The organism is Pyxidicoccus xibeiensis, assembly GCF_024198175.1.
Taxonomy (GTDB): Bacteria; Myxococcota; Myxococcia; order Myxococcales; family Myxococcaceae; genus Myxococcus; species Myxococcus xibeiensis.
Map to the genome: position 1 here is coordinate 1 of NZ_JAJVKV010000034.1, position 24,860 is coordinate 24,860.

25 protein-coding genes and 1 pseudogene are annotated in these 24,860 nt (G+C 71.1%); 7 read left to right on the forward strand and 19 right to left on the reverse strand.

Annotation, left to right across the window (positions count from 1 at the left end):
* From LXT23_RS49125 to LXT23_RS49135, 3 genes and pseudogenes are all read right to left on the reverse strand, one after another.
* Positions 1-1,639: pseudogene (locus LXT23_RS49125) on the reverse strand (hypothetical protein); the annotation flags it as partial.
* Positions 1,640-2,071: 432 nt separating this feature from the next.
* Positions 2,072-2,962, reverse strand: coding sequence for a hypothetical protein (locus LXT23_RS49130; RefSeq protein ID WP_253987490.1), 891 nt, complete (start codon positions 2,960-2,962; stop codon positions 2,072-2,074).
* Complete coding sequence (locus tag LXT23_RS49135) at positions 2,959-3,210, reverse strand: hypothetical protein (RefSeq protein WP_253987491.1); 252 nt, start codon at positions 3,208-3,210, stop codon at positions 2,959-2,961. Before LXT23_RS49135 ends, LXT23_RS49130 begins: the two co-directional genes overlap by 4 nt.
* A gap of 661 nt (positions 3,211-3,871) precedes the next feature.
* Here LXT23_RS49135 and LXT23_RS49140 point away from each other — a divergent pair.
* Entirely contained in the window at positions 3,872-4,186 is a 315-nt protein-coding gene (locus LXT23_RS49140) for a hypothetical protein (protein WP_253987492.1), read from the forward strand.
* A gap of 36 nt (positions 4,187-4,222) precedes the next feature.
* Positions 4,223-5,041, forward strand: coding sequence for a hypothetical protein (locus LXT23_RS49145; RefSeq protein WP_253987493.1), 819 nt, complete (start codon positions 4,223-4,225; stop codon positions 5,039-5,041).
* Between the two features lie 54 nt (positions 5,042-5,095).
* On the opposite strand, the gene LXT23_RS49150 is transcribed toward LXT23_RS49145, so the two are convergent.
* Complete coding sequence (locus tag LXT23_RS49150; protein ID WP_253987494.1) at positions 5,096-5,473, reverse strand: response regulator; 378 nt, start codon at positions 5,471-5,473, stop codon at positions 5,096-5,098.
* A 125-nt stretch (positions 5,474-5,598) separates the two neighbouring features.
* On the opposite strand from LXT23_RS49150, the gene LXT23_RS49155 reads away from it, so the two are divergent.
* Positions 5,599-5,967 (forward strand): helix-turn-helix transcriptional regulator, encoded by a 369-nt coding sequence (locus LXT23_RS49155; RefSeq protein ID WP_253987495.1) that lies wholly within the window; start codon positions 5,599-5,601, stop codon positions 5,965-5,967.
* A 14-nt stretch (positions 5,968-5,981) separates the two neighbouring features.
* On the opposite strand, the gene LXT23_RS49160 is transcribed toward LXT23_RS49155, so the two are convergent.
* Positions 5,982-7,196, reverse strand: a complete 1,215-nt coding sequence (locus tag LXT23_RS49160; protein ID WP_253987496.1) for a DUF790 family protein — start codon at positions 7,194-7,196, stop codon at positions 5,982-5,984.
* Position 7,197: 1 nt separating this feature from the next.
* Positions 7,198-8,577, reverse strand: a complete 1,380-nt coding sequence (locus tag LXT23_RS49165; RefSeq protein WP_323379181.1) for a DEAD/DEAH box helicase — start codon at positions 8,575-8,577, stop codon at positions 7,198-7,200.
* 149 nt (positions 8,578-8,726) lie between these two features.
* Here LXT23_RS49165 and LXT23_RS49170 point away from each other — a divergent pair, with 149 nt between their 5' ends.
* The 3 genes from LXT23_RS49170 (at position 8,727) to LXT23_RS49180 (ending at position 10,867) form a co-directional block, all read left to right on the forward strand.
* Positions 8,727-9,179, forward strand: coding sequence for a DMT family transporter (locus LXT23_RS49170; protein WP_253987498.1), 453 nt, complete (start codon positions 8,727-8,729; stop codon positions 9,177-9,179).
* Between the two features lie 12 nt (positions 9,180-9,191).
* Positions 9,192-9,599: a response regulator gene (locus LXT23_RS49175; RefSeq protein ID WP_253987499.1), complete on the forward strand. Its 408-nt coding sequence runs from the start codon at positions 9,192-9,194 to the stop codon at positions 9,597-9,599.
* 158 nt (positions 9,600-9,757) lie between these two features.
* Positions 9,758-10,867 (forward strand): hypothetical protein, encoded by a 1,110-nt coding sequence (locus LXT23_RS49180; RefSeq protein WP_253987500.1) that lies wholly within the window; start codon positions 9,758-9,760, stop codon positions 10,865-10,867.
* A gap of 48 nt (positions 10,868-10,915) precedes the next feature.
* Here LXT23_RS49180 and LXT23_RS49185 read toward each other — a convergent pair whose 3' ends face one another.
* The 8 genes from LXT23_RS49185 to LXT23_RS49220 form a co-directional block, all read right to left on the reverse strand.
* Entirely contained in the window at positions 10,916-13,273 is a 2,358-nt protein-coding gene (locus LXT23_RS49185) for an Ig-like domain-containing protein (protein ID WP_253987501.1), read from the reverse strand.
* Positions 13,270-13,704: a hypothetical protein gene (locus LXT23_RS49190; RefSeq protein ID WP_253987502.1), complete on the reverse strand. Its 435-nt coding sequence runs from the start codon at positions 13,702-13,704 to the stop codon at positions 13,270-13,272. The genes LXT23_RS49185 and LXT23_RS49190 overlap by 4 nt, the downstream gene beginning before the upstream one ends.
* A complete protein-coding gene (locus LXT23_RS49195; RefSeq protein WP_253987503.1) occupies positions 13,694-15,826 on the reverse strand; it encodes a hypothetical protein in 2,133 nt (710 codons plus the stop codon). Before LXT23_RS49195 ends, LXT23_RS49190 begins: the two co-directional genes overlap by 11 nt.
* On the reverse strand, positions 15,813-16,175 hold the full coding sequence (locus LXT23_RS50585) for a c(7)-type cytochrome triheme domain-containing protein (RefSeq protein WP_253987504.1): 363 nt from the start codon (positions 16,173-16,175) through the stop codon (positions 15,813-15,815). Before LXT23_RS50585 ends, LXT23_RS49195 begins: the two co-directional genes overlap by 14 nt.
* Positions 16,172-16,369, reverse strand: coding sequence for a hypothetical protein (locus LXT23_RS49205; RefSeq protein WP_253987505.1), 198 nt, complete (start codon positions 16,367-16,369; stop codon positions 16,172-16,174). Before LXT23_RS49205 ends, LXT23_RS50585 begins: the two co-directional genes overlap by 4 nt.
* Entirely contained in the window at positions 16,366-16,974 is a 609-nt protein-coding gene (locus LXT23_RS49210; RefSeq protein ID WP_253987506.1) for a NapC/NirT family cytochrome c, read from the reverse strand. Before LXT23_RS49210 ends, LXT23_RS49205 begins: the two co-directional genes overlap by 4 nt.
* A gap of 125 nt (positions 16,975-17,099) precedes the next feature.
* Positions 17,100-17,777, reverse strand: coding sequence for a hypothetical protein (locus LXT23_RS49215; RefSeq protein WP_253987507.1), 678 nt, complete (start codon positions 17,775-17,777; stop codon positions 17,100-17,102).
* Entirely contained in the window at positions 17,774-18,943 is a 1,170-nt protein-coding gene (locus tag LXT23_RS49220; RefSeq protein WP_253987508.1) for a hypothetical protein, read from the reverse strand. The genes LXT23_RS49215 and LXT23_RS49220 overlap by 4 nt, the downstream gene beginning before the upstream one ends.
* Before the next feature lie 749 nt (positions 18,944-19,692).
* Here LXT23_RS49220 and LXT23_RS49225 point away from each other — a divergent pair.
* Positions 19,693-20,313: a hypothetical protein gene (locus LXT23_RS49225; RefSeq protein WP_253987509.1), complete on the forward strand. Its 621-nt coding sequence runs from the start codon at positions 19,693-19,695 to the stop codon at positions 20,311-20,313.
* Here LXT23_RS49225 and LXT23_RS49230 read toward each other — a convergent pair.
* The 5 genes from LXT23_RS49230 to LXT23_RS49250 form a co-directional block, all read right to left on the reverse strand.
* The gene (locus LXT23_RS49230; protein ID WP_253987510.1) at positions 20,310-21,281 is read right to left on the reverse strand and encodes a hydrolase; all 972 of its coding nucleotides are present in this window, start codon (positions 21,279-21,281) and stop codon (positions 20,310-20,312) included. The genes LXT23_RS49225 and LXT23_RS49230 overlap by 4 nt on opposite strands.
* 65 nt (positions 21,282-21,346) lie before the next feature.
* A complete protein-coding gene (locus tag LXT23_RS49235) occupies positions 21,347-21,664 on the reverse strand; it encodes a YkgJ family cysteine cluster protein (RefSeq protein ID WP_253987511.1) in 318 nt (105 codons plus the stop codon).
* Positions 21,665-21,700: 36 nt separating this feature from the next.
* The gene (locus LXT23_RS49240; RefSeq protein WP_253987512.1) at positions 21,701-22,840 is read right to left on the reverse strand and encodes a hypothetical protein; all 1,140 of its coding nucleotides are present in this window, start codon (positions 22,838-22,840) and stop codon (positions 21,701-21,703) included.
* A gap of 20 nt (positions 22,841-22,860) precedes the next feature.
* Positions 22,861-23,814, reverse strand: a complete 954-nt coding sequence (locus LXT23_RS49245) for a GNAT family N-acetyltransferase (RefSeq protein WP_253987513.1) — start codon at positions 23,812-23,814, stop codon at positions 22,861-22,863.
* Positions 23,815-23,863: 49 nt separating this feature from the next.
* Positions 23,864-24,529 (reverse strand): hypothetical protein, encoded by a 666-nt coding sequence (locus tag LXT23_RS49250; protein ID WP_253987514.1) that lies wholly within the window; start codon positions 24,527-24,529, stop codon positions 23,864-23,866.
* Positions 24,530-24,860 lie beyond the last annotated feature (331 nt).

Sequence of the window (24,860 nt, forward strand, 5' to 3'; positions counted from 1 at the left end):
CGGGACACCGCAGCGTTCCATCCGCCTGCCACGTGAAATCGCTCCCGCCGAAGCGACCCCGTCCGCGTCCCGAGGCGGGTGCGACCTGGCCGAAGGGCTGGACGGCGGTCGCAGCGGAAGGGGGCGCTACCGGGGAGAGCCGCGGCGTCGGTGCCGCGATGGGCTCGGGCGTGGGTTCGGGTTCCGCCGACGCGAGGACCTCACCGACTGGGGAGTGGGTAGCGTCTGCCCGCACGTCGACCGTCACGAGCGCGGCCGATGCCTCAGCCACCTCTTCGGCGTCGGGCGTGGGCGCGGTTGCAGCGGGCGCCCAGAGCGTGCGACGCACGTTGGGGGCCTGCGCCGCGACGCCGAGCCTCAGTCGCTGGTTCCAAACCCACTGGCAAAGCACTTGCCACAGCTCCTGACCGTGAGCCTGGCCACTGCACCAGCGGTCTGCGTGCTGCTCCCGGTCCTCTTCGGCGAGTGTCTGCTCGAAACCGCCGCGTGCTGCGTAGAGCGTGAGCACATCGAGCGCGCTCCAGCCGGGTGCCGTTCGGTCGGTCGCGAATAGCTCGTAGACGACGTCGCCAGCGCGATGGCCGACCGCCGGAGCGCCAGCCTCGGGCGCAGGGGACGCAGTGACGACGAGCCGAGTGGGGACCCGTAGCGTGGGGTCCGCACCCGCCGTCCATGCGACGACTCCAACGTCGTAGACCGTCCGCAGCGTGCCCGTCTCCGGCTGCACGAAGCGCAGCGTGCTCGGCGTGCCCAGCTGCGCTTGGACCTCAGGCATTTCGAGCAATCGGTAGTCACAGCAGCGCACCACGTACCCGAGACCCGCCTGACTCATCGCCCACGCGTAGCGTGCGAAACCGTAGAGGCCGTCGAGCCGCAGGACTCCGGCGGTGGGCGGCAGGCCGCGGGCGTGGAGATAGGCGACAATCGCAGCGCATGAGCGTTCGAGTTCCACGAAGGCCTCGCCGTTGCCGGGGTGGCCGAACGTGCCAAGCCACTCGTGGGTATGCGCCTGCTGGATGACCGTGCGCGTGCGCGTCACCTCGCCACGCTTGCGCCCGGCGTAACCCGGTGCGCAGAGCGGGACGAGGCGGCGGCGTACCGGGGGATGCGCCGCCGTGGAGACGACCTGGCGTTGCCGCGCGACCTGGCGCGTGCCGTCGATGTCGAAGACGAGCTGCCGGTGGCCCGCCCGGTCGATGAGGCCGCCCGTGCGGCTGGCGGTGAGCCCGTGGGCACACAAGTTGTGGAAGAGCATCGCGCGCAGGGCCTCAAGTGCGCTCGCGGGAACGGCGGCGAGAAAGCGGCTGAGGGCCGCGCGCGAAGGCAGTCGCTCGCGTTGCCAGAGCGCGGCGAGTGCGGCAGCGCATGGCGTCATCGCGGTGAACAGCGCCGCCAGCGTGCGCTCGCCGCTGACGGTGTAGGCGAGCAGCACGAGCACGAAGTCGCACACCTCGAAGTGGCCCATCCGCCCACGCGGCACCAGCACCTTCGTTTGCAGCGCATGAAGGAGCCCGCTGTCCCGCCAGTGCTTCAGCAGGAGCACGGCCTCGGGAAGCCATGTCGGCAATGCGAGCATCGGGTGAGATGGCGTCTCGACGGTCGCGGCGGGACTCTCTTGCATCCCTGGAGGTCGCTTCATGGCAGCTCTCCTGGTCACGAAAGACCCGAAGAAAGCTCTCATCACGTCTGCAACACCAGCCGGCGACGCAGGAAGACGCGGGACACGTGAACGCCCTTACATCACGGCCAACACCGCATGCTCACTAGCGAAAATCTCGTTGCGCATCTCGTGGGCGGGCTGGTCCGGAATGGGTGCTCACCATCGCCGGAATACGCAGCCAGGCCATTCCCGGAACAGGCAGGTGTGAGGGCTACATCTGCGGTTCTCACAAATTCATTATCACCGACAACAGCTCCTGCCAGGCTGCGGTCGACAACTGCGCCCTCAACGCCAACCAGAACCCCCATGCGAGTTTTCTCTGTACCTGGAAGGGCACTGAGGTCTCCCGCAGGGAGCGGGTTTCCGGCATCTGTCAGGGCCTGGCCTGAGCTCGAGCCTCGCGGGTGGGAGTCAATCCTTGAGCTTCATCCACGCCGGCATGCACACAGGGGGGCGGTCCCCATAGGCGCGCGCGCAGTAGAACCCCTTTCCACAGGAGTCGGGAATCGCGGCGTCGCAGGTCGGCCGGCATTGCAACATGCCGCAGGCGCTTCCCTCGGGGCAGGCGGGTGGACGGTCCCCGCCGCATCGCCGGACACACTCCATCCACGTCTCCCCTGGGGCCTGGGGGAATGTGGCCACGTCGCATTGCGTGCAGGTGGCGTCATCCTGGCAGTTGGCGCCGTACACGACGGCGCACGCCGAGGCCCCGTCCTCGTGCCGCACGCAGTGCTGCCCCTCCGGGCAGCTCCGGTCCGCACACGTTGGAAGGCACAGTGGCTCGGGCGCCACGTCCGCGCAGAAGAAGCCCTCGGGACAGCCCTGCGTGGCTTCCCTCGCGCAGGGCCGTCCGCACCAACCCTCTCCGCCGCACAGCAGGTCAGGTCCACATGCGGTCTGCCGGGTCGTGGGGGTGTCCCAGCATGGCTCCCCTTCCTGGCGCACGCCCACCGGAATGCACAGTCGCACCAGCCGTCCTCCGCCCACGGACCCCACGCTCCGGCACACCTCTCCCGCCGGGCACTGTGGGTCCGTCGTGCACTGGCTGTCGGTACACAAGGTCAACCGCCTTCGCGTGTCGGACAGGCAGCTCAGCGGCAGCTCGCACTCTGAATTGTCACGGCAGTTCCGGTAGTACGTCTGCAGGCGCATCTTCTCCTCGAACTCGAGGACGGGGCTGATGAACGTGGCTTCCGGCGCGAGGCGCTGCCGAGGGTCGCTCCCCGCGCTGAGCAGCAGCACCACCAGCGGCACTGGCAGCAGCAGTCCGATGACCGTGCCAGCGACAGCGCGCGTGCTCATTCTTCTTCCTCGGCCATCTGCGCTGCGGCTTCCTCGGGGTTCGCCATGGCCCAGTGGCACAGCGCCGTGTCCTGCCGGCCGCGTGAACAGTATCTGCGGTAGAGAGGGCTCGAACGGCTGGTGTCCAGCTGGTTCTTCTGGTCCTTATCCAGGGCACGGTCGAGCGTGCCACCCTCGCCGAACGTCTGGGAGCAGCCCGCCAGCGTAGCGGCCGTCAGTGCCCATCGTCCTGCCGTCTTCCAGTCCATGGCTCCTCCCGCTCGTCGGGCGATGCTACCATTTCCGCGCTGGCCCACCGGCGAAGCTCGGAGGACAGGTCGGGCCGCCGTGGGCATGGGGAATTTGTGCCTTGGTGCAAGGGATCAGGCCGCTTGCCATTCGTTTGGTATAGGCTGGAACCCCGAGTGCAGTGTGGAATGTGTGTATGGCGCGCAAGGTCTGTCTGGATGATTTGTCCAATGACAATCACCAAGGATCCAGAGAAGCCAATCCCGACGACGTTCGAGTTCAACATCGGTCTCTGGCCATCGAACCGGCTGAGCTTCCGCGACTTCGTGGAAAGAAATGGTGTCGGTCTTCGGACGGAGCCTTTCAAGGGCTGGAGATTCGTGCGGTTGCGTGACGTGTCATTAGAGGGGCGGTGCATGCCGCATGGCCGCAACTTCTCAAGGAAATGAAGATGCTCGCGAGCGCCGTCGATACGCACAAGAAGAACGAGCAAGCTGTGGCATCGAAGCGCCGCGTGGATGGAGTGCGCCGCCGGAATTCGCAGCCGGTACGTGCCCGTTGGCGGTGACGCTCCACCTGCGGGAGGCGTCGTGCTCGCTGGAGGAGGAGTAATTGTCGCTGAGCAGCTGTGCCCACCGACGTCGCCTGTACCCGGACGAAGTGCAAGGATGAGCCGGAGAAGTGCCCTGTCTGCGGCATCCTCCCCAACCCCACACCCGGCCGCCGCCCCCATATCTGTCTCCGCCGCGGGGGCCGAAGGACGCGGAGACGCTGCCTCCGCTCACGCTGTTCAATCGAACGAGCCTCGTCGTGAAGGGGGCCCGCGTCTATCAACTCCCGGATGGCTCGCACCGGCATCTCGACACGCTCCACAAGGGGAGGGGCGCGGAGATAGAGACCTACAATGGCCGGGGCCACCACATGGGAGCCATCTGCCCGCAGTGTGGTGCGCTCAAGCCGGGCTCCATCGTTCCCGGTCGAAGGCTGGAGAGATAGCCGGGGTGCGACGCCCTCCACGAGGAAGGACCGAGCATGGTGTCGTTGAAGCCTCTTCGAGAGGCGAAATTCCAGGATGACGTCTACAAGGTCTGGGTCCGGGGCTCCCGGCCGGAGCTCGTCCTGAATGCCGGCTACACGGGGCTGCGAGTCGTCTCCTGTCCATCCGGCGAAGTCCTGCGGGAGTTCGCCTTCCCGGAGCCCATCGAGAGCTTCCCCATCGAGTCGGGAGCCATTTCTCCCGATGGCAGCCGCTGCTGTCTCTTCGGAAGAGAGGACTCCTTCGCATTGGAGGTGGAGTTCCAGGAGGGGGCGATGCGCAGGGTCGCGCTCTCGTCCCACATGGGGACACCCTCGGGGCTGTGCTGGTTCGCACCGGCTCTTCATGTGTGGGACCACCAGCAGGTCGAATGGTACGTGGGACACGACCGCTTCATGCCCGTGAAGGAAGAGTGGCAGCGGGAGGCTGTGCCCCAGGACTTCCGGGCAGCGCTCAGGGGGCTGTCAGGCTTCACCGTGACGAAGATGCATCCGGGCTGGCAGGGCTTCTATGTCCTCTCGGAGGATGGAGAGCGTATCGGCTACATCCCTCGCGAGGGGCGCTCGCTGCTGGCCTCCCAGGACGGGAGCGCCATTGATGCCACCCACCATGGCGAGCACCTCTTCGTGTGCTTCGAGAACGAGGTCGTCCACCATGGCGGGAGCCAGCAGCAGGTCGTCCTCCGGGCCAGCCCTGACGAGTTCTTCCTCTCCGTGAACATGGTCGAGGTCGAAGGACAGCCCCTGCTGTGCCTTCTGACGTCGTCCCAGGACTACACGCTGTCCGTCCTCAAGTTCTTCGAGCTCGCACCCTGAGCGGAGCGGCCCGGAACGGTCGACGGCCGAGGTCATCCCCTCAGGCCCGACGCCTCACGCCGGGCTCCCCATCCCCCCCGCCCCCAGTGCGCGCAGCAGTGCATGCACCTCCGCGGGGGGCGCGGCGCGGTCCATCCAGGTGATGCCGCGCGCCCGCGCCGTCAGCGGAGGCCGCACCGTGTGGAGCGCGCACGCCGTGCGCGGGTAGCGCGCGCGCACCTGCTCCAGCAGGTCCAGTCCGTCACCATCCGGCAACAAGTCACCGCTCACCACCACCGCGGGAGGCTCCTCCCGCACGAGGGCGAGCGCCTCCGCCACGCCCCGCGCGAAGCGCTTGCACCCCGGCAGGTCCCGCACGAGACGCCGCAGCGCCGCGAGAGAGCGAGGGTCTTCGTCTACGAACAGGAAGGTCAGCATGTTCTTCGCGCCCATCGCCGGATGACCTGTGCGGTTGGCCTGATGCACGAGGTCACTTGCCGTTAAGACTACCCAGGAAGTTCTTGGATGCCAACCTCTCAAGTCATATCGACATAGGCGGACCCGGTAGGTTAACGAACATGGAAAAGACCCTCGCATCCCGGCTCGGAGGAGCAGCGCGCCTCGCACGGACCCGCCTGAACCTGACCCAGGCGGACGTCGCGGAGCGCATCGGCATCGCGAGCGAAGTCTATGGCCGACTGGAGCGCGGCCACATGCTGCCGAGCATCCAGACGTTCCGACGACTGTGCGTGGTGCTCTCCATCTCCGCCGACGAGGCGCTGGGCCTCAAGCCGTCTCAAGAGGTGAAGTGGGCGGCCGAGCCGCCCAGCGACTACGGCGAGTCCGCCGAGCTGCGCCGCCTCATGCGCCGCGCCCGCCAGCTGGACCGCAGCTCCATCCGCATCCTCAGCGTGCTCGCCGCCCAGTTCAAGCCCAAGGGCGGCTGAAGCCCGCCTGCCGCTCATCGCCTGCTTCCCTCCTCACCCAGCCGCGCCAGCCGCTCACGCAGCCGCTTCGCCGAAGGAAAGCCGTGGAAGAGCACCACCTGCGGGTGGGCCTCCAGCGCCTCGCGCTCCCCGGCCTCCTTCGCCAGCGCCCGGTCCACGCCCAGCAGCAGCCCGCCGTCCGGCCGTGAGCGCAGCTCCTCCAGCCTGCGCGCCAGCGGCCGCGCGTGCCACGCGTGGAACAGCTCCAGCGCCACCTCCCGCCGCGACTCGCGGTGGCGGAACGTCAGGTCCGGCACGCACAGCCCGGAGGCGCCCATGTGCCGGGGCAGGGGCGTGAGGTCCAGCTCCCACGCGTCGTCCTGGAAGCCCTGGGCCAGCGACGCCACCTCCTCCGGCAGGTGCCCCAGCGAGGCCGGCAGCGGCGACAGCAGCGGGTCCTTGTCGCTCAGCGCCAGCGTGGCCTGCTTGCGCGCCGTCTCCACCGTGGCCGTCAGCTCCCAGCGCGCCAGCACCGGCACCACGGACAGGAAGGACGCCAACTGCAGCCCGTACTTCTTCTGCAGCGCCAGCATGGCACCGGGGCCCTCCACCTCCAGGGACCAGTCCTCGCCGACGTGCCGCACCTCCGCCACCAGCCGGCAGAACTTCAGCCACCGCAGCACCTTGCGCACCCGCAGCAGCTCCGGCGCGAGGGCCCGCAGTGTGAGGCGCCGCGCCGTCAGCAGCGGGCCCTGCGCCAGCGCCAGGTTGTACCGGTCCACCAGCCCCTGCGCGGTGACGGGCTCGCCGTCCCAGCCCACCAGCCGGCGGTGGCCGGGCAGGTCCGCGTACAGCGCCTCGCGCACCTCGGGCAGCGGCGAGGGCAGGGACGCCGCCAGCCGCGCCTCGTAGGCCTCCACCGTCGCATCCGCGGGCAGCGTGCGCAGCAGCAGGGCCGCGGCCTTCAGCCGCTCCCAGCGCGCCTCGGACACGCCGGGGGAGGGCTCGTCGAAGAGCAGCCGGTCCACCAGCAGCTTCACCAGCCCGCGCGCCACCTTGGGCCGGGTGAAGGCGCCGGCCTTCAGCGCCAGGGCCTCCTCCACGTCGTCGCGCCTGCCGCCGCGCGAGGACTCCACCTCCGCCAGGAACTCCTGGGCGAGCCCCAGCAGCGCCTTGTCGTCGCGCTTCACGAAGGCGGGGCGCAGCACGCCCTCGCGCACGCGGTAGGAGAGCAGGTCGCGTGTCAGCACGTCAGGACTCCTCCTGGTAGGCGCCGTGCTGGCGCCGCCGCTCGCTGATGCCGCTCTCCGCCGTCTGCGCCGAGCACACCTCGTAAAGCAGCGCCCGCTTCCCCGGGCGCTTGCGCAGGATTCGTCCCAGCCGCTGCACGTGCTCGCGCACGCTGCCACTGCCGCTGAGCACCACGCCCACGCGCGCCTCCGGCACGTCCACGCCCTCGTTCAGCACGCGCGAGGTGAGGAGCACCGGCAGCTCGCCGGACGCGAAGGCCGCCAGCAGCGCCTTTCTCTCCGGCACCGGCGTGTGGTGGGTGAGGGCGGGCAGCAGCAGCCGCCGCGCCAGCGTGTACACCGTCTCGTTGTCGTCGGTGAAGACGAGGACGCGGTCCTCGCGGTGCTCCAGGAGGATGCGCCACAGCACCTCCTGCTTGCCGCTGGAGGTGAGGGCAATCCGGCGCTGCTCGCGGTAGGCCCGGTACGCGGCGCGGCCCTCGTCGCTGCGCTGGCTCTGCGCCAGGAAGCGCGCCCACCCATCCGGCGAGGAGAGCTGCACGCCCAGCCTCCGCACGAAGCCCACGTAGAGCGCCCGCGCCGTGTCGTAGCGCGCCTTCTCGTCCGGCGTCAGCGGCACCTCCACCCGCTTCACCTCGTAGGGCGCCAGGTACTCCCCCTGCAGCTCGCGGATGTCCGAGCGGTGCACGCGCGGCCCCAGCAGCTCCTCGCAGATGCGCTCGCCGCCGTCCGTGCGCTCCAGCGTCGCGGTGAGGCCCAGCCGGTACGGGGCCAGCGAGCCCTCCGCCACGAAGCGGTAGCTGGGCGCCGGCAGGTGGTGGCACTCGTCGCACACCAGCAGGCCGAAGCGGTTGCCGTGGAACTCCGTCTGCAGCGCCGCCGAGTCGTACGTCGTCACCGTCAGCGGCTGCCTGTCACTCACGCCTCCGCCCAGCATCCCCACCGGCACGGAGAAGTGGCGCGCCAGCACCCCCTGCCACTGCGCCATCAGGTCCAGCGTGGGGACGACCACCAGGGTGGGGCGCTTCACGTGGGCGATGGCCAGCACCGCCATCAGCGTCTTGCCCGCGCCGGTGGGCAGCTCCACCAGGCCCCGGCCTCCCGCGCGCGTCCACGCGTCCAGCGCCGCGCGCTGGTGCGGGAAGGGCTCGATGGGGGAGGTGAGCGCCAGCTCCAGCGGCTCGAAGCGCTTCGCTTTGTCCTCATACGGCAGGCCCAGCTCGCGCAGCCGGAGCACCACCTCGCGGTAGTGCCACGCCGGCGCGCGGTACACGCCCGTGCGCCCGTCCTTCTGGAAGAGGGCGAGCAGGCGCGCGTCCTCCGGCAGCACGGGCGCCACCAGGGTGCCGCAGTCGAAATGGAGCTCGGTGGGGGTGGCCATCGGTGCGCAGGGGACGTAGCCCGGCAACCCGCGTTTCGCCACCATCAAGAAAGACCTGGAGGGTAGGTCCACCGACCGCCCCCCTGGTCCCTCTCCTTCGCTACGCCTGGCTTGCGGAGCCCGGGCGTTCACGGTACCCAGCGCGCCGCATGCGGCTCATCTCGCTCGTTCCCCTGCTGTGCGGCCTGGCCGTGGTGGCCCAGGCCGGTCTCAACCGTCGCTTCGCGGGCCAGTGGGGCCTGCTGGGCGCCGTCCTCATGAACATGGTGGTGGCAACGACGGCCACCTTCGCGGTGTACGCCGTGGCGCGCGCGGTGCCGGGCCTCTGGCCGCAGGCCGCCGCCGGTCAGGGCCGCTTCTTCGAGGGCTTCACGCCCTGGCATCTGCTGCCGGGCCTGTGCGGTGTGCTCATCGTCGTGGGCATGCCGGCGGCCATCAGCCGGCTGGGCGCGGTGCAGTCCGCGCTGCTGCTGATGGCCGCGCAGCTCGCCACCAGCCTCGTGTGGGATGCCATGGTGGAAGGACGTCCGGCCACGCTCGCCCGGGTGCTGGGCTCGGCAGTCGCCTTCGCGGGGGCCGCAATCGCCGTCTGGAAGGGCTAGATTCTCCAGAAGATGCGTCGAGTCCTCATCGTCAGCCCCCACAACCCCTCGCGCGAGCTGCTGCGGCGCATGCTCGAGGAGCCGGGGCTGGCCGTGTCCGCGACGGGGGACACGGATGATGCCTTCGCCGTGATTACGTCCACGCCGCCAGCGGTGGTGGTGGTGGACCTGCGCCGGCCGGACGAGGACCACCCGCTCTTCCTCGGACTGCTGCGCAAGCGGCATCCCGTGCTGCCCGTCATCGCGCTGGTGCCCGGACGGCTGCGCATCTTCGACGGCCGCCACGAGGCCGTGCGCGAGGCCCATGGCGACACCGCCGAGGCGCTCCACCAGATGCTCGGCTCGCTGAAGCAGGCCATGCAGGACCTGCTCGCGCAGGACCTCATCCGCGTGCTCCGCACTCCGGTGGGACAGGCCTGACGCGCGGCCAGTGTCGCGCGGCCCGCACAGCGGGGTGCGGCAGGCGAGCTCCGACGAGGGCCACGTTCCTCTCAGTGAGGCAGGCGTGACTCAGGGGCCTTCGAGCCACGGCCGGGTGGAGTAGGAGGGGGCGGAGCCGCGCGGCTACGCTGGTGGGCATGCGCGCTTCACTCCCCACGGCACTGCTGCTGGTCCTCATGCTCCTTTCCGACGCCGGTCGGGCGCAGGCGCGCGAAGGAGCACTGGCGGCTTCCGCCCAGTCCGAGGCGTGGAACGCGTACCCTGAGTCCGTGACGGCCCCGTCGAGCACGCTCGAGCAGACGGAAGCGCCGTTCGAGCCCAATCGCTATCCCGGAGAGTCCGCCGCCTCCGCGCTGCCCGAGGGGCACCCGGGGGATGCCGCTGCGGCGGAGGCGCCCGCACCGCGGGACGAGTTCCTTGTTCCCGTCGAGTTCCCGGAGTCTCCCGCACTCGTCCCCGTCGCGGCGGAGGCGCTGCCCTCCGAGTCGCTGGGCCACTCCGAGGCGGCAGTGCCTGACAGCTCCACTCCATCCTGGGGGGAGGCCCTGCCTTCCCACCCACCTGGCCACTCCGAGGCGGCAGTGCCTGACAGCTCCCCGCACTCCGTGGAGGACTCCGCCGTCGACTCGACGCCCGCGCACTTCCCGGCGGAGGAGTCCGCGGTCCTCCCTGGTCACTCCGCGATGGAGGAGTCCTCTGATGCATCCTCGCGGCCGGGGCTGCTCCCTCCCTCCTCCGCGCCCCGGTACTCCGCGCACCTGGCGCCGGAGCCGCTGGCGGTGCCGCTGCTGCGCTCGGTGCTCGACGTGGCGGGAGCCAGCGCGGTGACGCTGGGGAGCGCCGTCATGGTGGAGGCGCTCGTCGGCACCCGCTGTCTTCGCGAGACAGACCGGATGTGCATCCTCACCTCGTTCCTCGTCACCTTCCTCAGCGTCGCGGGCACCGCACCCGTCGGGGCCTGGGCCGTGGGCAGCCTGCTGGGCGGAGAGGGGAAGCTCTGGGCTGCCTACATGGGCGCGGCGATTGGAATGGGCCTCGGCGTCATCGGGACCATGCCCACCATGGCCTTCGGCAACGGCGTCATCCTCGGAGTCGCCGGGCCGATTGGCGCCGTGGTGGGCGCGGCCATCGGCTACGAGGTCTCCCATCGCAGGGCACGGCGTGCTTCCCCCGGTCCGCGCATGACACCCATGCTGGGCGCCACGCCGCGAGGCGACCTCGTCGGCGGGATGATGGGCTCCTTCTGAAAGCAGGGCCGCGCTCCGGCCCTGCCCCTCACTGTCAGGCGTGCTGCTTCACGGCCGGACCAGGTTGGTGGGCGCCGCGCCGCTGACATCCTCGACACTGTCGAAGAGCAGCTGCCCGACGTAGTTGAAGTTGTGGGCCCACGCCCCGGGGTCCTTCTTGCTCAGCTGGTAGTTGTGGGTCGCCTTCACGAGGGCGGGCGTGAAGGGGGCGAACGCGTTGGCCGACACGGCCTCGGCCGGGCTGCACGTGCCGTTCTGGTCCGTGTCCTTGAAGAAGTACGGGTTGGCCTCCCCGTCGTAGCAGATGCCGTTGCCCGTCACCGCCCGCATGGCCGCGAGCAGGCGCGCGGCCATGCCCTCCACCTCCGCCTTCAGGCTCTCGGTGGTGTTCCCATCGCCGTCGTAGTCGAGCAGGTGGGCGGCGCTGCGGATCTGCTCCGCGGCGCTCTGGTCGGCATGGCAGTTCTCACAGCGCTGGTTCCAGGTGTCCGCGACACGGAAGGTATGGTTGCTGTTCCCCGGGACGTGGCAGCTCGTGCACTGCACTCCGCCCGTGTGCGTGAGCCGGCCGGCGTAGGTCTTCCCCGCGTATTCGTAGCCAATCTTCGCGAGCGTCCCCTCGCGCGTGCCGGCCGCGGGCATGTAGTGCACGTTCTGGAAGCGCAGCGCGCCTCCCGCCGCGAGCGCGGCGTCGATGGTGGCCTTCGAGGCGCGGCCGATGTGGCAGTTGGCGCAGAGGTTGTCCTGGCCGGGCAGGTTCACCGTCTTGCTGTCCGGGAGCCAGGTCCGGGCAGGGACGAAGACGTCGTACGTCGGCTCGAAGTTCTCGTGGCAGGTGAAGCACTCGAGGCCATTGGCGGTCTCCGGGACGGACTGGCCCACCCCGTACTGGACGAAGAACCGGTAGCCCTGCGCGCCGCTGTGGCAGCGCGAGCAGCTCGCCTGGACCGTCTCGCTGGAGTCCCAGTTGCGCGCCGCCCTGCTCGCTCCGTTGAAGTGCCCGGGGTCATTGCGGACGAGCAGCGACGTGTCGAAGGGAACGGCCAGCGCGGTGTTCAACGACTGCGTGGAGTCGTGCAGGAGCTGGATGACGTACTTGGCATTGTGCGCGAACGCGCCCGGGTCCACCTTGGACAGCTGGTAGTTGTACGCCGCCTTCTGGAGACGCGGACTCCAGCTCGCGAAGCGGTTGGTGGCCACGGACTCGGCCTGGCTGCACGCCCCGTCGCCGTCGGTGTCCTTGAACCAGTACGGATGGGCGTTGCCGTAGCAGAGGCGCTGGGCCCGCTCCGCGCCATACCGCTGGATGGCCGCGAGCAGCTTCTCGCGCAGGCCCTGCAGCTCGAAGTAGATGCCCTCCGCCCGGTCGCCGTCGCCGTCGTAGTCCTGGTTGCGCGAGGCAATCTGCCGGATGTTCCACGCCTTCGTCACGTCCGTCGTGCCGGGGTGACAGGTGGAGCAGGCCTCCCAGCGGACCTGCGTGCTGTGCGGGTCATGGCACTCGTTGCACTTGTCGAAGCCTGGCACGTGGCGGAAGCGCGTGTCGTAGACCTGCCCGGTGTACTGGTAGCCGCCGGCGGCCTGGCTCGCGAAGAGGGTCGCCGCCGCGGGGTAGTAGTGGATGTTCGTGAAGCCCAGGGCAGGGCTGGCGGTGTCCTCGCCCGAGACGCCCGCGTCGGCCACCTGCGCGTCGATGTCCCGGCCCGCGGCGCGTCCCTGGTGGCACACCATGCACCGGGCCTCGGCACCGAGCCCGCTGACCTCCTTGCCCGAGGGAAAGGTGACCGACGTCAGGCTGGAGGCCGCGCTGTTGTGGCACGCCTCGCAGCGCACCCCCGACTGCACGCGCCCCGGAGTCTCCACCTGGCCCGGGGCCGTGCCGTCCCCACCGAGGTAGTCGACGAAGCCCTCCGTGCTGTGACACTTCGCACACGCGGTCGGCACGCTGCCCTCCTCGTTCCAGTGGGAGAAGGCCTCGGCCGAGACGTCGGCGTGGGGCGAGCCGGCCCAGCGGGTGAAGAAGGGCACCTGATCCGGCGGGACACCCCCGTCGGGGCTGGCGACGGGCGCCGTCACCACGACGACGTGTCGCGCCGTGAGGCGGGACTTCGTCCCGGTGACCTTCACCGCCGTCTCCCCCACGGCCACGCCCGTGACGAGGCCCGTGGCGTCCACGGTGGCCAGCGCCGGGTTCTCGCTCTCGAAGGTGTAGCCCGGGTCCTTCGCGTCGCGCGTGGTGGCGGTGAGCTGGATGCTCGCTCCCACCAGGACCGAGTGGGGGCCCTCGGTCGTGACGGCGGCCGTGTCGGACTCCAGCTGGGCGCAGGCGGCCAGCACCAGCATCCAGGGGATGAGGCCGAGCAGGCGCGGGGGAAGGGGCCTCGCGGGTGACAGGCAGGGCTTCATGGTTGGGCTCCGTTGGAGATCCACGCCAGCAGGGTTTGGTACTCGGGCGTGCCATCCGGGTAGATGGCGCCCCCGCCGTGACCGGCCCCCGCCGCCTTGCGCAGCAGGCGGCTCGCGGGCGGATTGGAGGCGTCGATGGAGGAGGTGGCTTGCAGGTAGTCGGCTTCCACGTCGCCAGTCAGCACGAGGCCGGTGTCCCCCGCGGCGCCTCCCGCGCGATGGCAGCTCTGACACCCGGAGACGAGCAGCGGATGGACTGCGTCCGCGAAGGAGACGTCCGCTCCGCCGTCCGCGCCGCCTCCAGGGCCCGGCGGGGGCGCGCCCGCGTCTGGAGACGGGTCTCCGCGGCTGAAGTCCGCACAGCCGGCGCTCAGGCAGAACAGCGCCGCGAGCAGCGCGGTGGCTCCGGACAGGCGAGGGCTAGAACTCATACGCCACCACCAGTCGCGTGAAGTCGTCCGGCGTCTCATCGGCCTTTTCCATGTTCCAGTAGTGGTAGAGGCCCGCGCTCAGGCCCTGCCACCGCGCGACCACGCCGACGTTGTGGGTCGAGCCGTCCTGGCGGGTGAGGTCGGTCCTGTCCAGGATGACTCCGCGCTGGTTGCCGAAGGTCCGCAGGCCCTGCCGGTACTGCACGTAGAGCCAGTCGTTGGGGTGGTAGCGCAGCAGCGCGTAGCTGGCGAAGTGGAAGTAGTCCGCACCCGGACCGCCATACCCCTCCTCTGCGCCTCCGGAGACGTCCGCGCGCAGCAGCCCGGCGCTCAGCGAGAAGTGCTCGAGGAAGCGGTAGCCCCGCGGGCGCCACGCCGTCACGTCCAGGGACTGCATGAACAGCCTCCGTCCGAACCCGAGCCGGTTGTAATAGGGCGAGTACCAGACGCTGAGGGGCCCCCAGGAGGCGGCGAGCCTCGCGCCCCAGCCGAACTTCACGTCCTCGAGCGGCGCGAAGTCCGACTGGAGGTTGATGAGGGAGGCGGCCTCGCGCAGCCGGTAGCCGGCGATGGCGTACGCGTCCGCCGACAGCCGGAAGGCGCCCACGCGGCGCTGCGCATTCACCGCGACGCCTTCCCGGGCGAAGATGACCGGCAGGACGCGCTGGTCGAAGCCGGCATGGCCGCCATGATTGTGGTGGTAGAGCGGCTCACCACCGAAGGGCACGAGCAGCTTGCCGAGCTTCGCGGAGACCGTCACCGGCCAGGACTCCGGGCTGAGTCGGGCGCCCACCTCCCAGAACTGCAGCGAGAGCAGCTCCACGGTGAGGGTCACCGGGTCCTCGGTGGACTGGCGCGTGAGGAAGAGGAAGTGGTGGTAGCTGCGGAGCGCGTTGACGCCTTCCCCCTGGAAGGGATGGTCGTTGTAGCCGAGGCGCTCGTAGTTGAGGTCGAAGCGGCCGTTCAGGCGCAGCGAGCCCAGCAGCGGGTACGTCCCGAGCGAGAGGCCGCCATGCCCATGGGCCCCGGCGGGGGGCGCGGGGGCGGCGGGCGGGCTGGTGGGCGCAGGCGCCGGCGCGGCGGCCACCGGAGGCGGGAGGCCTGGCGCCTCGGCGGGCGCGGGGGCCGGCCCTGGAGCTCCGGCGTCAATCCATCGGGCGAGGAGCGCCAGCTCCGCGCTCCCGGGCTCCCAGATGGCGCCCACCGGGTGGGCCTCTCCGCGAGCGCGCTCGAAGAGGACGCTCTTCTGCGCGGCGCCCGGCGTCACCAGGGCCACGGCCGACTGGAAGTGCTGCTGCGCTTCCGGACGGGCCAGATACCGGCTGGCGGCGGCCATTCCGTCCGGCGCGTGGCAGCTCGCGCAGCCGGACAGCAGCAGCTCGTGCACGCTCGGGTCGAAGCTCGGAGCCGTGGAGGTTGCGACGGCGGGCTCCGAGGGCACGGGAGGGGCCACCGGGGGAACGGGCGCGGAGGCGGACGGGGGCCTTGGTGGCTTCGCGTCCTGGGCGGGGCTGCTCGCGGGAGCCGGGGCCGTGGGGCTGGCGGGCACCGGCGCCGCGGCCACCTGCGGCCTGCCGGCCACGGCGCCGCCTTCAATCCAGCGCAGCAGCGTCGTGTACTCGGGCGACTCGGCCGCGAGCGACTTCTTCCCGCCATGCAGCGTCGCGCCGGTGCCCTTCCTCAGGAGCGGGCTCTGGGCGGCGTCCTCGCGCTTCACGAAGCGCAACGTCGCCTCGTAGTCGCCGGGCTCTCCGCGAAGGACCCAGCGGGACTTCGCCGCCGCGCCCTCCGGGCGATGACAGCTCGCGCAGGCCTTCTCGAGGACGGGCTTCGCGTCCTCCGCGAAGGTCGGCACGCGGGGCCGCGCCGTGGCGGGAGGACGTTTCGCAGGCGTCCCGGCCGCTTCCGCGGGTGCCTCCGGGAGCGCAGTGGGCGCCGCGGGCGGCTCGGCCACCCCCGCGTCGGGAGCCCCGGTCGTGGGTGCCGCGGGCTGCCGGATGCCGAGCCGCTCCTGGAGCTGCCGGCGCCGCTCCTCCTGGGACTGGGCCCGGGACGGGGCCGGCAGGGCGATGAGGAGCGCGAGTGCGCAGAGCGGCGCGAGGCGCGGGCTAGCGAGCGACATGGCACCCCTCGCAGCGCATCGCGCTCACGGCCTTCGCGCTCTTGCCGTCGTGACAGCTTCCACAGAAGCGGCCCTCTCGCATGTCCTGATGGGTGAAGCCGAGCGGCGCCTGGGGGAAGACTCCGGGGTGGCAGCTGTAGCAATGCTGCGTGTTGTGCGACCAGTGCGAGAACAGCGCGGGCACGGGCTGGGGGCGCGCCTTCACCGGCGGAATGCGCACGTCCTGGGGCAGGGTGAAGGCGAGGATGGGCGTGGCGAAGAGGGCGCCGCCGAGGAGCGCGAGCCACCCGCGGAAGCTGCGCCGTGCGGAGAGTGCCGGGGGTCGAGGGGCCGGGGAGTCCGAGCTCACAGTGCCTTCTGCTCCTTGAGAATCTTCCACACGGTGGACACGTAGAGGCCCACGCCCAGCAGGACGAGGGGCACGCCCAGGCTGGCGAAGAGGACGAAGGTCAGTGGCGTCCAGTGGAGGCTGGTGAAGAGCTGCACCAGCAGGCCCAGCAGGACGAAGAGGGCGGAGACGCGGATGCGCTTCTCGTGGCTCATGGTGCCTCCGCCTGCCAGAACTTCCGGGCCTTCACACCATCCATGTCATGCGCGAGCGTGTGGCAGGTGAGGCAGGAGCGCTGTCCGCTCTGGAGCTCGGCCCGCAGCTCCCGGTGGGATGCGGACTCGAGGTAGCCGCGCGCGTCGTCGTGGCAGTGCAGGCAGTTGTAGTTGGGATACGGCTGATAGAGCTTGGGCTGCTCCGGGATGGTTCCGAAGTAGTGGACCCAGACGTGACGGAGGCCGTTGAGCTTGGCCTTCGCGTCACCGAAGAGGGCGTAGTCGGTGTGGCACGCGTAGCAGGTGGAGTCTCGCGGGATGAGGCGCTTCTGGTAGTGCATCGCCGCGAGTGACTCGGCGTTGTCCACGAAGAGGCTCTGCCCGTAGGGCTCCATCTCGTGGCAGCTCACGCAGAACTGCGTCTGGCTCGACTCGCGCACGCCCATCGTGACACCGGCCCCGGTGACGACCAGCGGCAGCAACCCGAGCCCGCCGAGCAGCACCAGCCGGCCCAGGCGGTTGGCGGCCAGCGCCCCCGCCGCGAAGGCGATGAGGCCCACCAGCACCACGACCGCCGCGACAATCACGATGAGGACGTTGGGCACACTTTGTTCCTACCATCCCGCACGAGGGCCGTGCAGCCCGCGCCTCGCGGAATGTTCCCCCTGTCCGTTGGCTGCGGAGGCTTCTCTTCCCATCGGACACAGGAAGCCGAGCCCGGCGCCTGGCCCTACAGGCGCAAGCGGTAACCCACGCTCGCGAGGAAGCCGCCCGCGTTCACCTCTCCCGTGGTGACGAAGTCCACCGGTGCGAAGTGGTAGTGCGCCTCCACGAAGGGGCCACCGGGGCCCATCGGCAGCTCCAGTCCCGCCAGCGCCTGGAGGCCCAGCCCGCCGTCGCTCTCCGAGGCCACCGTGCCGAAGAGGTCCGCCGTGGCGCGGTGCAGGTACAGGCCGGGGCCGCCGCCCACGTAGGGCGTGAGCGGGCCGAGCGCATGCTCGAAGCGGAACACCGCCGACAGCAGGAAGGCCACCTCGCGCACGGCGAGCACGTAGGTGCCATCCGGTGGCGCGCCGAAGCCGCCGAGCTGCCGATCCTCCAGCGTGCCGCGCATCTCTGGCCGGTGGTAGTTCACCTCCAGCACCACTGCCAGGCGCCGCTGCAGCAGCGGGGTGAGGTAGCCCACCTCCGCGGCCAGGTAGAGGTCACCGCTCAGCGGCGTGGTGGACTTGAAGAAGCCCACCTTCGGAGCGAGCAGGACGCTGCCACGCGCGGCCGGCTCGGGAGCCCGAGCGGGCTCGGAAACGGGCTGGGACACGGCCTCGGGACGGGGCTCGGCAGCAGGCTCCGAGGCAGGCTCGGAAGCGGCGAGCGCGGTGAGCGCGGCGAGCAGGGCAAGGGCGTTCATGGTGCGGGCGCTCCGTGAGGCGGGGGAGCCAGCTCGAGGGCTCCACCTTCCGGCATGAGTCCCTCGGCCTCGTCGCTGACGACGGTGAAGCCCGCGGAGGCGGGCACCTCACCCACCGCGCCATTGGTGTCCACGACCTTGATGGCGTAGGGGCCGCCGAACCGGATGCCGTCGGGGCACTTCGGGTCGGTCGCGGGAGGCTCCTCGAAGCCGGTGCAGGTGGGGACCACCGCCGTCACCTGGGTGGGCGAGACGAAAGTCACGTCACGCAGGGGAATCTCCTGCTCGAAGAACGGGTCCTTCTTCAAGGTGGCCACCAGGAACAGCCGCGGCACGCCGCCGGAGAATCCGAGCTGGCTGCCCGTGGGCGCGTTGGTGAGGGTGATGGGCTGATTGGTCAGCGCGCTCCCGGAGCGTGGCTCCACGGTCAGCGTGCCCAGCTTCGGGTAGGTGATGTCCAGGGCCTGGGGCAGCGTGGCGGCGCAGCCCTCGGGGTTGGTGACCACCAGGTCGTAGCGCCCCTCGGGGGTGCCGGGAGGCACCTCGGTTTCGATGCGCGTGGAGGACACCACGGCGGTGACGAACAGCGTCTGCTGCGGGCCATCGGTCCGGCGCAGGGTGATGACCGGGAAGGTGTTGGTCCGGAAGTGGGTGCCCTCGATGACGAGGGGGCTGGGCTCGAGGAACGAGTAGCCCCCCGGAGGCTGCACCACGCGCGTCAGGGTGGGCGGCGCCACCACCACCAGCGCGTCCGCCAGCGAGGCCGTGCCTCCCAGGGGGTTGGTCACCTCCACCGAGTAGCTCCCCTCGGGCAGCTCCGCCGGCGGGGTGGTGTCCCGGGTGGGCAGATCCACCAACAGCAGCTCCGGGCGCACGTAGGCGACGCGCTCCCTCGCCAGCGTGAGGGTGGTGGGGCCGCGCAGCGTCACCTCGGGAAGCGCCGCCATCGGCGCGTCGGAGAGCACGTCGCCGGGCATGGGCGCGAACGCCTCGCCCGAGACTTCCATGCGCCAGCCTCGCTCGCCTCCCTGGGCGTTGCAGACGAGCGGGGGCGTGACGTTGCGGGTTCGCGGGTTGATGACACCCACCAACCGGGGCGTGGGGCCCTCTGTCGTGCGGGAGCAGGCGACGAGGGCGAGCAGGGCAGCTGCGACCGGCAGGCGCAAAGCGGATTCTCCTCAGCGGCAACGGACACGCGGCACGTTAGGACGGTCACCCCCGGGGGCCGGAGTTTTTTCCGGTTTCCCCCTGGCGCGGTGTCCCCACCCCAGGGGAAATGCCGCGCAACCCAATGAAATGACAAGTCTTTTGGGCGCCGCGAGTGCTCGGCACGGCGGATGCTATGGGCCTGTGCAGCGGGACGGGGCGCGGTACGGCGGATGGGGAAGTCGGGGGGAGCGGGGGCGCCGTGCCGCGTCGTGAACCGAAGGGGCGGGGACGGATTCGAGGCGGTGTCTGGAGTGGGGGAGGCAGGCCTCGAAGGGCAGGGGGGAGTGACGGCGCGGACAGGCAGTGCTTCGTGGGGGCGAAGCGCAGCGGGTCCATGTCGGCAGGGCGGTAGGCAGGGTGGCGGGCTCCGATGAGGAGGGGGACCTCTCGGAGCCCGCATCACCTGGGATGAACAGCTTGGTGGAGCGGAGCGGTGGACGGTGACGGGGAGGGGGCAGCCTCTTTCCGGAGTCGTCCCACCGGGTTCGGGCGGCGGGTCGGGGGAGGAAAAGGGGCTCCTGGAGGCGGTGTCGGCTCCAGGCGAACGCAACAACCAGGGTGGGGGCGGAGGATGGTGATGGTTCCCGATGCGGAACAGGTTCGCGCCGGGGGACGGTCCACCTGGGAGCGGCAAGCGGGAGTGACGGAGATGGCCTCGGGGATGGGGGCGTGTCCGGTGACGGCGGCGAGGGGTGGGAGACGGTTCATGGGGGGAGTGTCCACGCTCACCGCGGTGGGGCTGATGTTGACGGCGCAGGTCGCGCTCGCGGCGGGAGTGACGCCCTCGGCCGAGATGCGGAAGCGGATGCAGGACCCGGAGCGGCTCGCGCCCTTCGGGCTGATGCTGGACGCGAGCATTCCGGAAGGCGCGGGGCTCTCGGTGTCCTTCCGGCCGACGCAGGTGGTGCGCCTGCACCTGGGAGGCACGCACAACGGCATTCGCGGTGGTGCGAGGGCAGGGCTCACGCTGCTGCCGATGCGAGGCTGGCTGACGCCAGCGCTGACGCTGGAGCTCGGCCATGCCGAGCCCGCGAACGCGCGCGGCCTGGAGCGGCGGCTGGCCGACCGGACGCAGCTGCCCAGCCCTTCCTTCGAGCGCGTGGGCTACACGTACGCGAGCGCGCTCCTGGGCTTCGAGGCGAACACGCCCGGGCGGCTCACGTTCTTCATCCGCGGCGGCATCACCGGCATGGAGCTGTACGGGCCCGGTATGGCGGACCTGGACGAGCCCTACCGGGGCGCGCTGGCGCCCGCGGAGGCCCGGCCCTGGGGCGTGCGCAGCGTGCGGCCCACCGCGAAGCTCGGCATCCTGCTGTCCTTCGGTTAGGCGCGGACCGCGCCGAAGAACTCCAGCACCTGCGCCTCCGCCCAGAAGTGCGGGCGGTGTACGCGGCCCGCGACGAAGCCCACGTGGCCACCGCGCTCCGTCACCACCACGCTCAGCAGCGGGTTCTGCGTGGCTGCGGGGGGAATGACGGGCGACTCCAGCATCGGGTCATCCGCGGCGCTCAGCAGGAGGGTGGGGCGGCGGATGGCATGCAGACGCGGGCCTGACGACGCCTCGGCGTAGTAGTGGGCCGCGTCGCGGAAGCCGTGCAGGGTGGCCGTGACGGTGTCGTCGAAGGCGCGGATGGTGCGGGCGGCCTCCATGGCGCGGCCGTCGAAGACACCGGGGAACCGGCGCAGCTTCTCGCGCGCCTTCTGCTTCAGCGTGCGCAGGAAGCGTTCCCGGTACAGCCGGTGGAAGGGGCCGCCGCCGTCGAGCTTCCGGCAGCACGCGTCCAAGTCGTACGGCGCGCTGACGGAGGCGGCGGCGTCCACGGGCGCGGCGTCGCCCTGGTCCTCCAGCAGGCGGCACAGCACGTTGGCGCCCAGCGAGAAGCCCACGGCGAAGACGGGCCCGGTGACGCGGGCGCGCACCTCGCGCAGCACGGTGAGCGCGTCGTCGATGTCGCCCGAGTGGTACGAGCGCGCCAGCCGGTTGGGCTCGCCGCTGCACGAGCGGAAGTTGAGCGCGGTGGCGCCCCAGCCCCGCTCCGCCGCGCCCCGGAGGATGGCGATGATGTAGCCGGCCTGGGACGAGCCCTCCAGGCCATGCAGCGCCACCACATGCGGCGCGCCGCGCGGACCGTCGAAGGAGTCCAGATCGACGAAGTCCCCGTCGGTCAGCTCCCGGCGCTCCCGGCGCACGGTGGGCGCATGGCTGGGGCGCGCGAGCGACGCGTAGATGGTCTGCGCATGCTCGTTCGCCAGGCCGGGCGCGGGGATGAAGGGCTGGGTCGGCTGGAATCGCACGGCCCGGGGATACCGCCCGCGCGCGGCGGGGACAAGGGACAAGCCCGCCGGGCCAGCGACTGCTGTCAGGAGCTGGAAGGCGGGCGCCCGGCCCCCAGGCGGCGGGCGCTCCGCATGGAGGGGCAGCCCTGCTGCTTCACGGCCTCCGCCTCCGCGGTGAGCTCGAAGAGGGCCAGGTACTTGCCCACGCGCTCGTCCAGCGTGGGGGCCTCGATGAGGCGGCAGAGCTCATCCGCCTCGTAGGAGCGGCACACGTCCGGCCGCCGCTCGTACACGCCGCAGAGGTTGTCCTCGGTGAGGTGCGGGCAGCGCAGGCCCAGCGGCTTGTCCAGCGCGGCGATGTCCGGCGCCACGCAGCAGGCGCCACAGCGGGTGCACTCCATGGGTGTGGAACCTCGGGGAGCTCGGGGCTCGGTGACTCAACGCGGGACGACCTTCTCCACCTTCCCCAGGTTCGTCACGGTGAGGTTGACGCCCTGGCCCTTCTTCCACCCCAGGAACTCCTGCTCGCTCTTGGGCTCGAGCACGTGCTCCTTCACCCCGTCGTCCTCGTAGCGGATGTTCACCGAGTACGTCTCCTCGCGGCGCACCCGGTCCACGCCGCTGACGGACAGCTCCGGCCAGCGCGGCCGGTCATCGCTGCCGGAGGCCTCGCGCCGGTCCACCGGCTTCCACTCGTAGGTGTCGTACGTGCACTGCTGCGAGAAGACGGGCTCGGTGCGGTAGCGCGTCTCGTTCTGGCAGTCCTCGTAGCTCTCGCTGCAGTACTTCGTCACGTCCTCGCAGACCTCCTCGACGAAGCCGTTGCCCTTGTCGCGGCGGCGGCACTTCTCCTCCGTGCCGCACGCCACCTTGCGAGACTTCGTCCGGCACACCCGCTCCGTGCCATCCGCCACCTTGCGCGTGCCCCGCTGGCGCGACACGCAGTCGCGGACGTTGACCACGCCCGCCACCTCACCGGCGCCGTTGACGGGCATGCGCGGCGCGGTGGCGCTCAGCTCGTCCCGCCAGCCCGTCCTGGCCACCGGCGTGAAGCGCTCCTGCACCACGGCGCGCTTCCACGCGGTGCCCGTCACCTCGCCGGGCAGCTCGCTGGTGCTGCCGGCCCACACGCCGAAGAGGCACGTGCTGAAGCAGCAGGAGAACAGCGCCCCCAGCACCAGCCACTTCTTCTTCCCCATCGGCTGCTTCGGCGGGGGCGCGGGGGGCGGCGCGGGGGCATCGAAGGCCTGGAGCGGGGCCGCCTTCGCGTCGGGGGTGCGCTCCGCGCTGCACTGCTTGCAGCGGGGCGTGTCTCCCCGGTTGGCCGCGCCGCAGTACGCGCAGAACCAGTCCTCGCCCGCGGCGGCGACTTCCAGCGCTGCCTGGTCGGTGACGCCCTCGCGCAGGGACTTGCCGCTCTTCGCGTCCACGCCGCCGAAGTCGAACTCCGACTCCTTGCCCGTCACCTCGCGCGGGTTGTTGCAGTTGGGGCAGAGCTTGTGGCGCGCGGGAATGCCCTTGGTGTCACAGGACGTGCAGTTCCAGGTGCCCTCGATGATGCGGGTCCGCTTGGCCATGGCCCCATCCTATCCGGCGCTCACACCCAGAGCGCGCGAGGGAAGGGGACTTCCGGAGCGGACGGCAGCCCGGCGCGCAGGGGCCGCACCATGGGCAGGGCGCCGTCCCTCGCCACGCGGATGGCCCCGGGCAGGCGTGAGACCCGGTCGGCGGTGCCCGGCTCCTCCCACAGCACCACCTTCGCGAGCCCGGCCCGGTGCGCCATGCCCCGGGCCGTCTCCACCAGCGCGGCGGCCTCCGCGTCGGAGCGCGCGTCCAGCATCAGCACCACCAGCTCGCCGTAGCGGGCCATCATCGCCCACAGGGCCGTGGAGTCGCCCACCCGGGCGCCACACGCCTCGGGCCGGGGGCGGCGCAGCACCTCCGCGTAGATGCGCTCCCGCTCCAGGTGCCAGTCCACCTGCTCGGGGCTCGGCCAGAGGAAGAAGGGGGCGTCCGGCCGCCGCATCCGGCCCAGCGCCGCCGCCACGTCCACGTCCCCCAGCAGCGTCACGGAGGCGGGCACCGCGGCGGCCCCGGACGGCAGGTGCCAGTCCCAGGCGGGCGTCTCGTGGTAGCCGGAGCGCCGGTAGAGGGGGGCGCCCACGTCGGAGAAGAGCACGGCGGCGTGGCCCCGGGGCGAGGTGCGCTCCAGCTCCGCGGCCACCAGGTCCATCAGCCGCGTGGCATGGCCGTGGCCGCGCAGGGCCTCCTCGGTGAAGACGCTGGCGATGGAGAAGCTGTCGCCGCGCACGTGCTGGCCGTCCGGGCCGCGCAGCCAGCTCTCGTTGAGGAACGTCTCGCACGAGGCCAGCACGCGGCCGTCATCCGCGCACAGCAGCCACGTGCGCATGCCCTCGCGGCACCAGGGGTGGGCGCGCAGCCGCAGCTCCCGCTGGTGGAACTGCTCCACGGTGAGCGGAGAGCCCCACGCGGCGTGGGTGACGCGGTCGCGCTCGGCCTTCTGCGCTTCGGTGGCAAGGACCAGGTGCATGGCGGCGCAGGCTAGCCGCGTCCGCTCCCGCACGCAGCAGGGCCCCGGCTCACAGCCGCGTGGTGTACGGGAAGCGGAAGTGGAGCTGCAGGTACGCCTGGCCCACGTGGAAGATGCCGTCGCGCAGCCGGTCCGGAAACCCGAGCCCTCCCAGCTCCTGCGGCACGTAGAGGGCGGACTCCCAGCCCACGCTGATGAGGAAGCTCTTGGCCAGCTGGAGCTCCAGGTCCACGCCCAACGACGCGCCGGGCCGAACGAAGTGCGTGTCGTCCAGGGTGTCCGAGTGCAGGTACGCATACGTCAGCAGCAGCCCGCCGCCCACGGACAGGCGCACCGGACTGGAGGACAGCGGCAGGCCCAGTGACAGCGGCTTCCAGGTGACGCCGTACATGCCGGTGTCACGCAGCTTGGGGGAGATGATGAGCGAGTCCGGAATGAGGATGGACGGCGAGATTCGAATCTCGCTCACGCTGCGCGCCTGCTTCCGGTAGCGCTTGGGGATGACGCGCTCGTTCTTGCGCAGCCACTCCCGGTCCAGCACCGCGTCCACCGAGATTTTCAGCCCGGTGTGGATGGGCTGGTCTTCGAAGACGGGCCCGAAGAAGAGGAAGGCGGCGGGGCCCACACCCACATCCACCGGAACGGTGACGCGCTGGGCGGAGGCCAGGGCCGGCAGCAGCAGGGCGGACAGCAGCAGGAGTCGGGCGGGACTCAAGGGGGTGGACCTCCTCGGTGAGGCAGGGACGGCCGAATCAAGCACATTAGGGATTGAAGCACGGCCCCTCTTTGGAGCAGGAAGGGCTCACGCCGGCCCCGGGGTGTGGCAGTCGCCTCCTGCTCCCCAGGTCCATGTCCGCCGGCACTGACAAGACCTGGAGACCCGGATGCTTTCCGCCGCGCTGTTGATTGCCACCTCCCTGCAGGCCCAGACGCCTGCGCCTTCCACTCCCGCCGCCGCGCCCACGAGCGCGGAGGAGCGCGCCGCTGCCGCCGCCGAGCGCGCCGCCGCCGCGGCCGAGCGCGCCGCCGAGGCCAGCGCCCGCGCC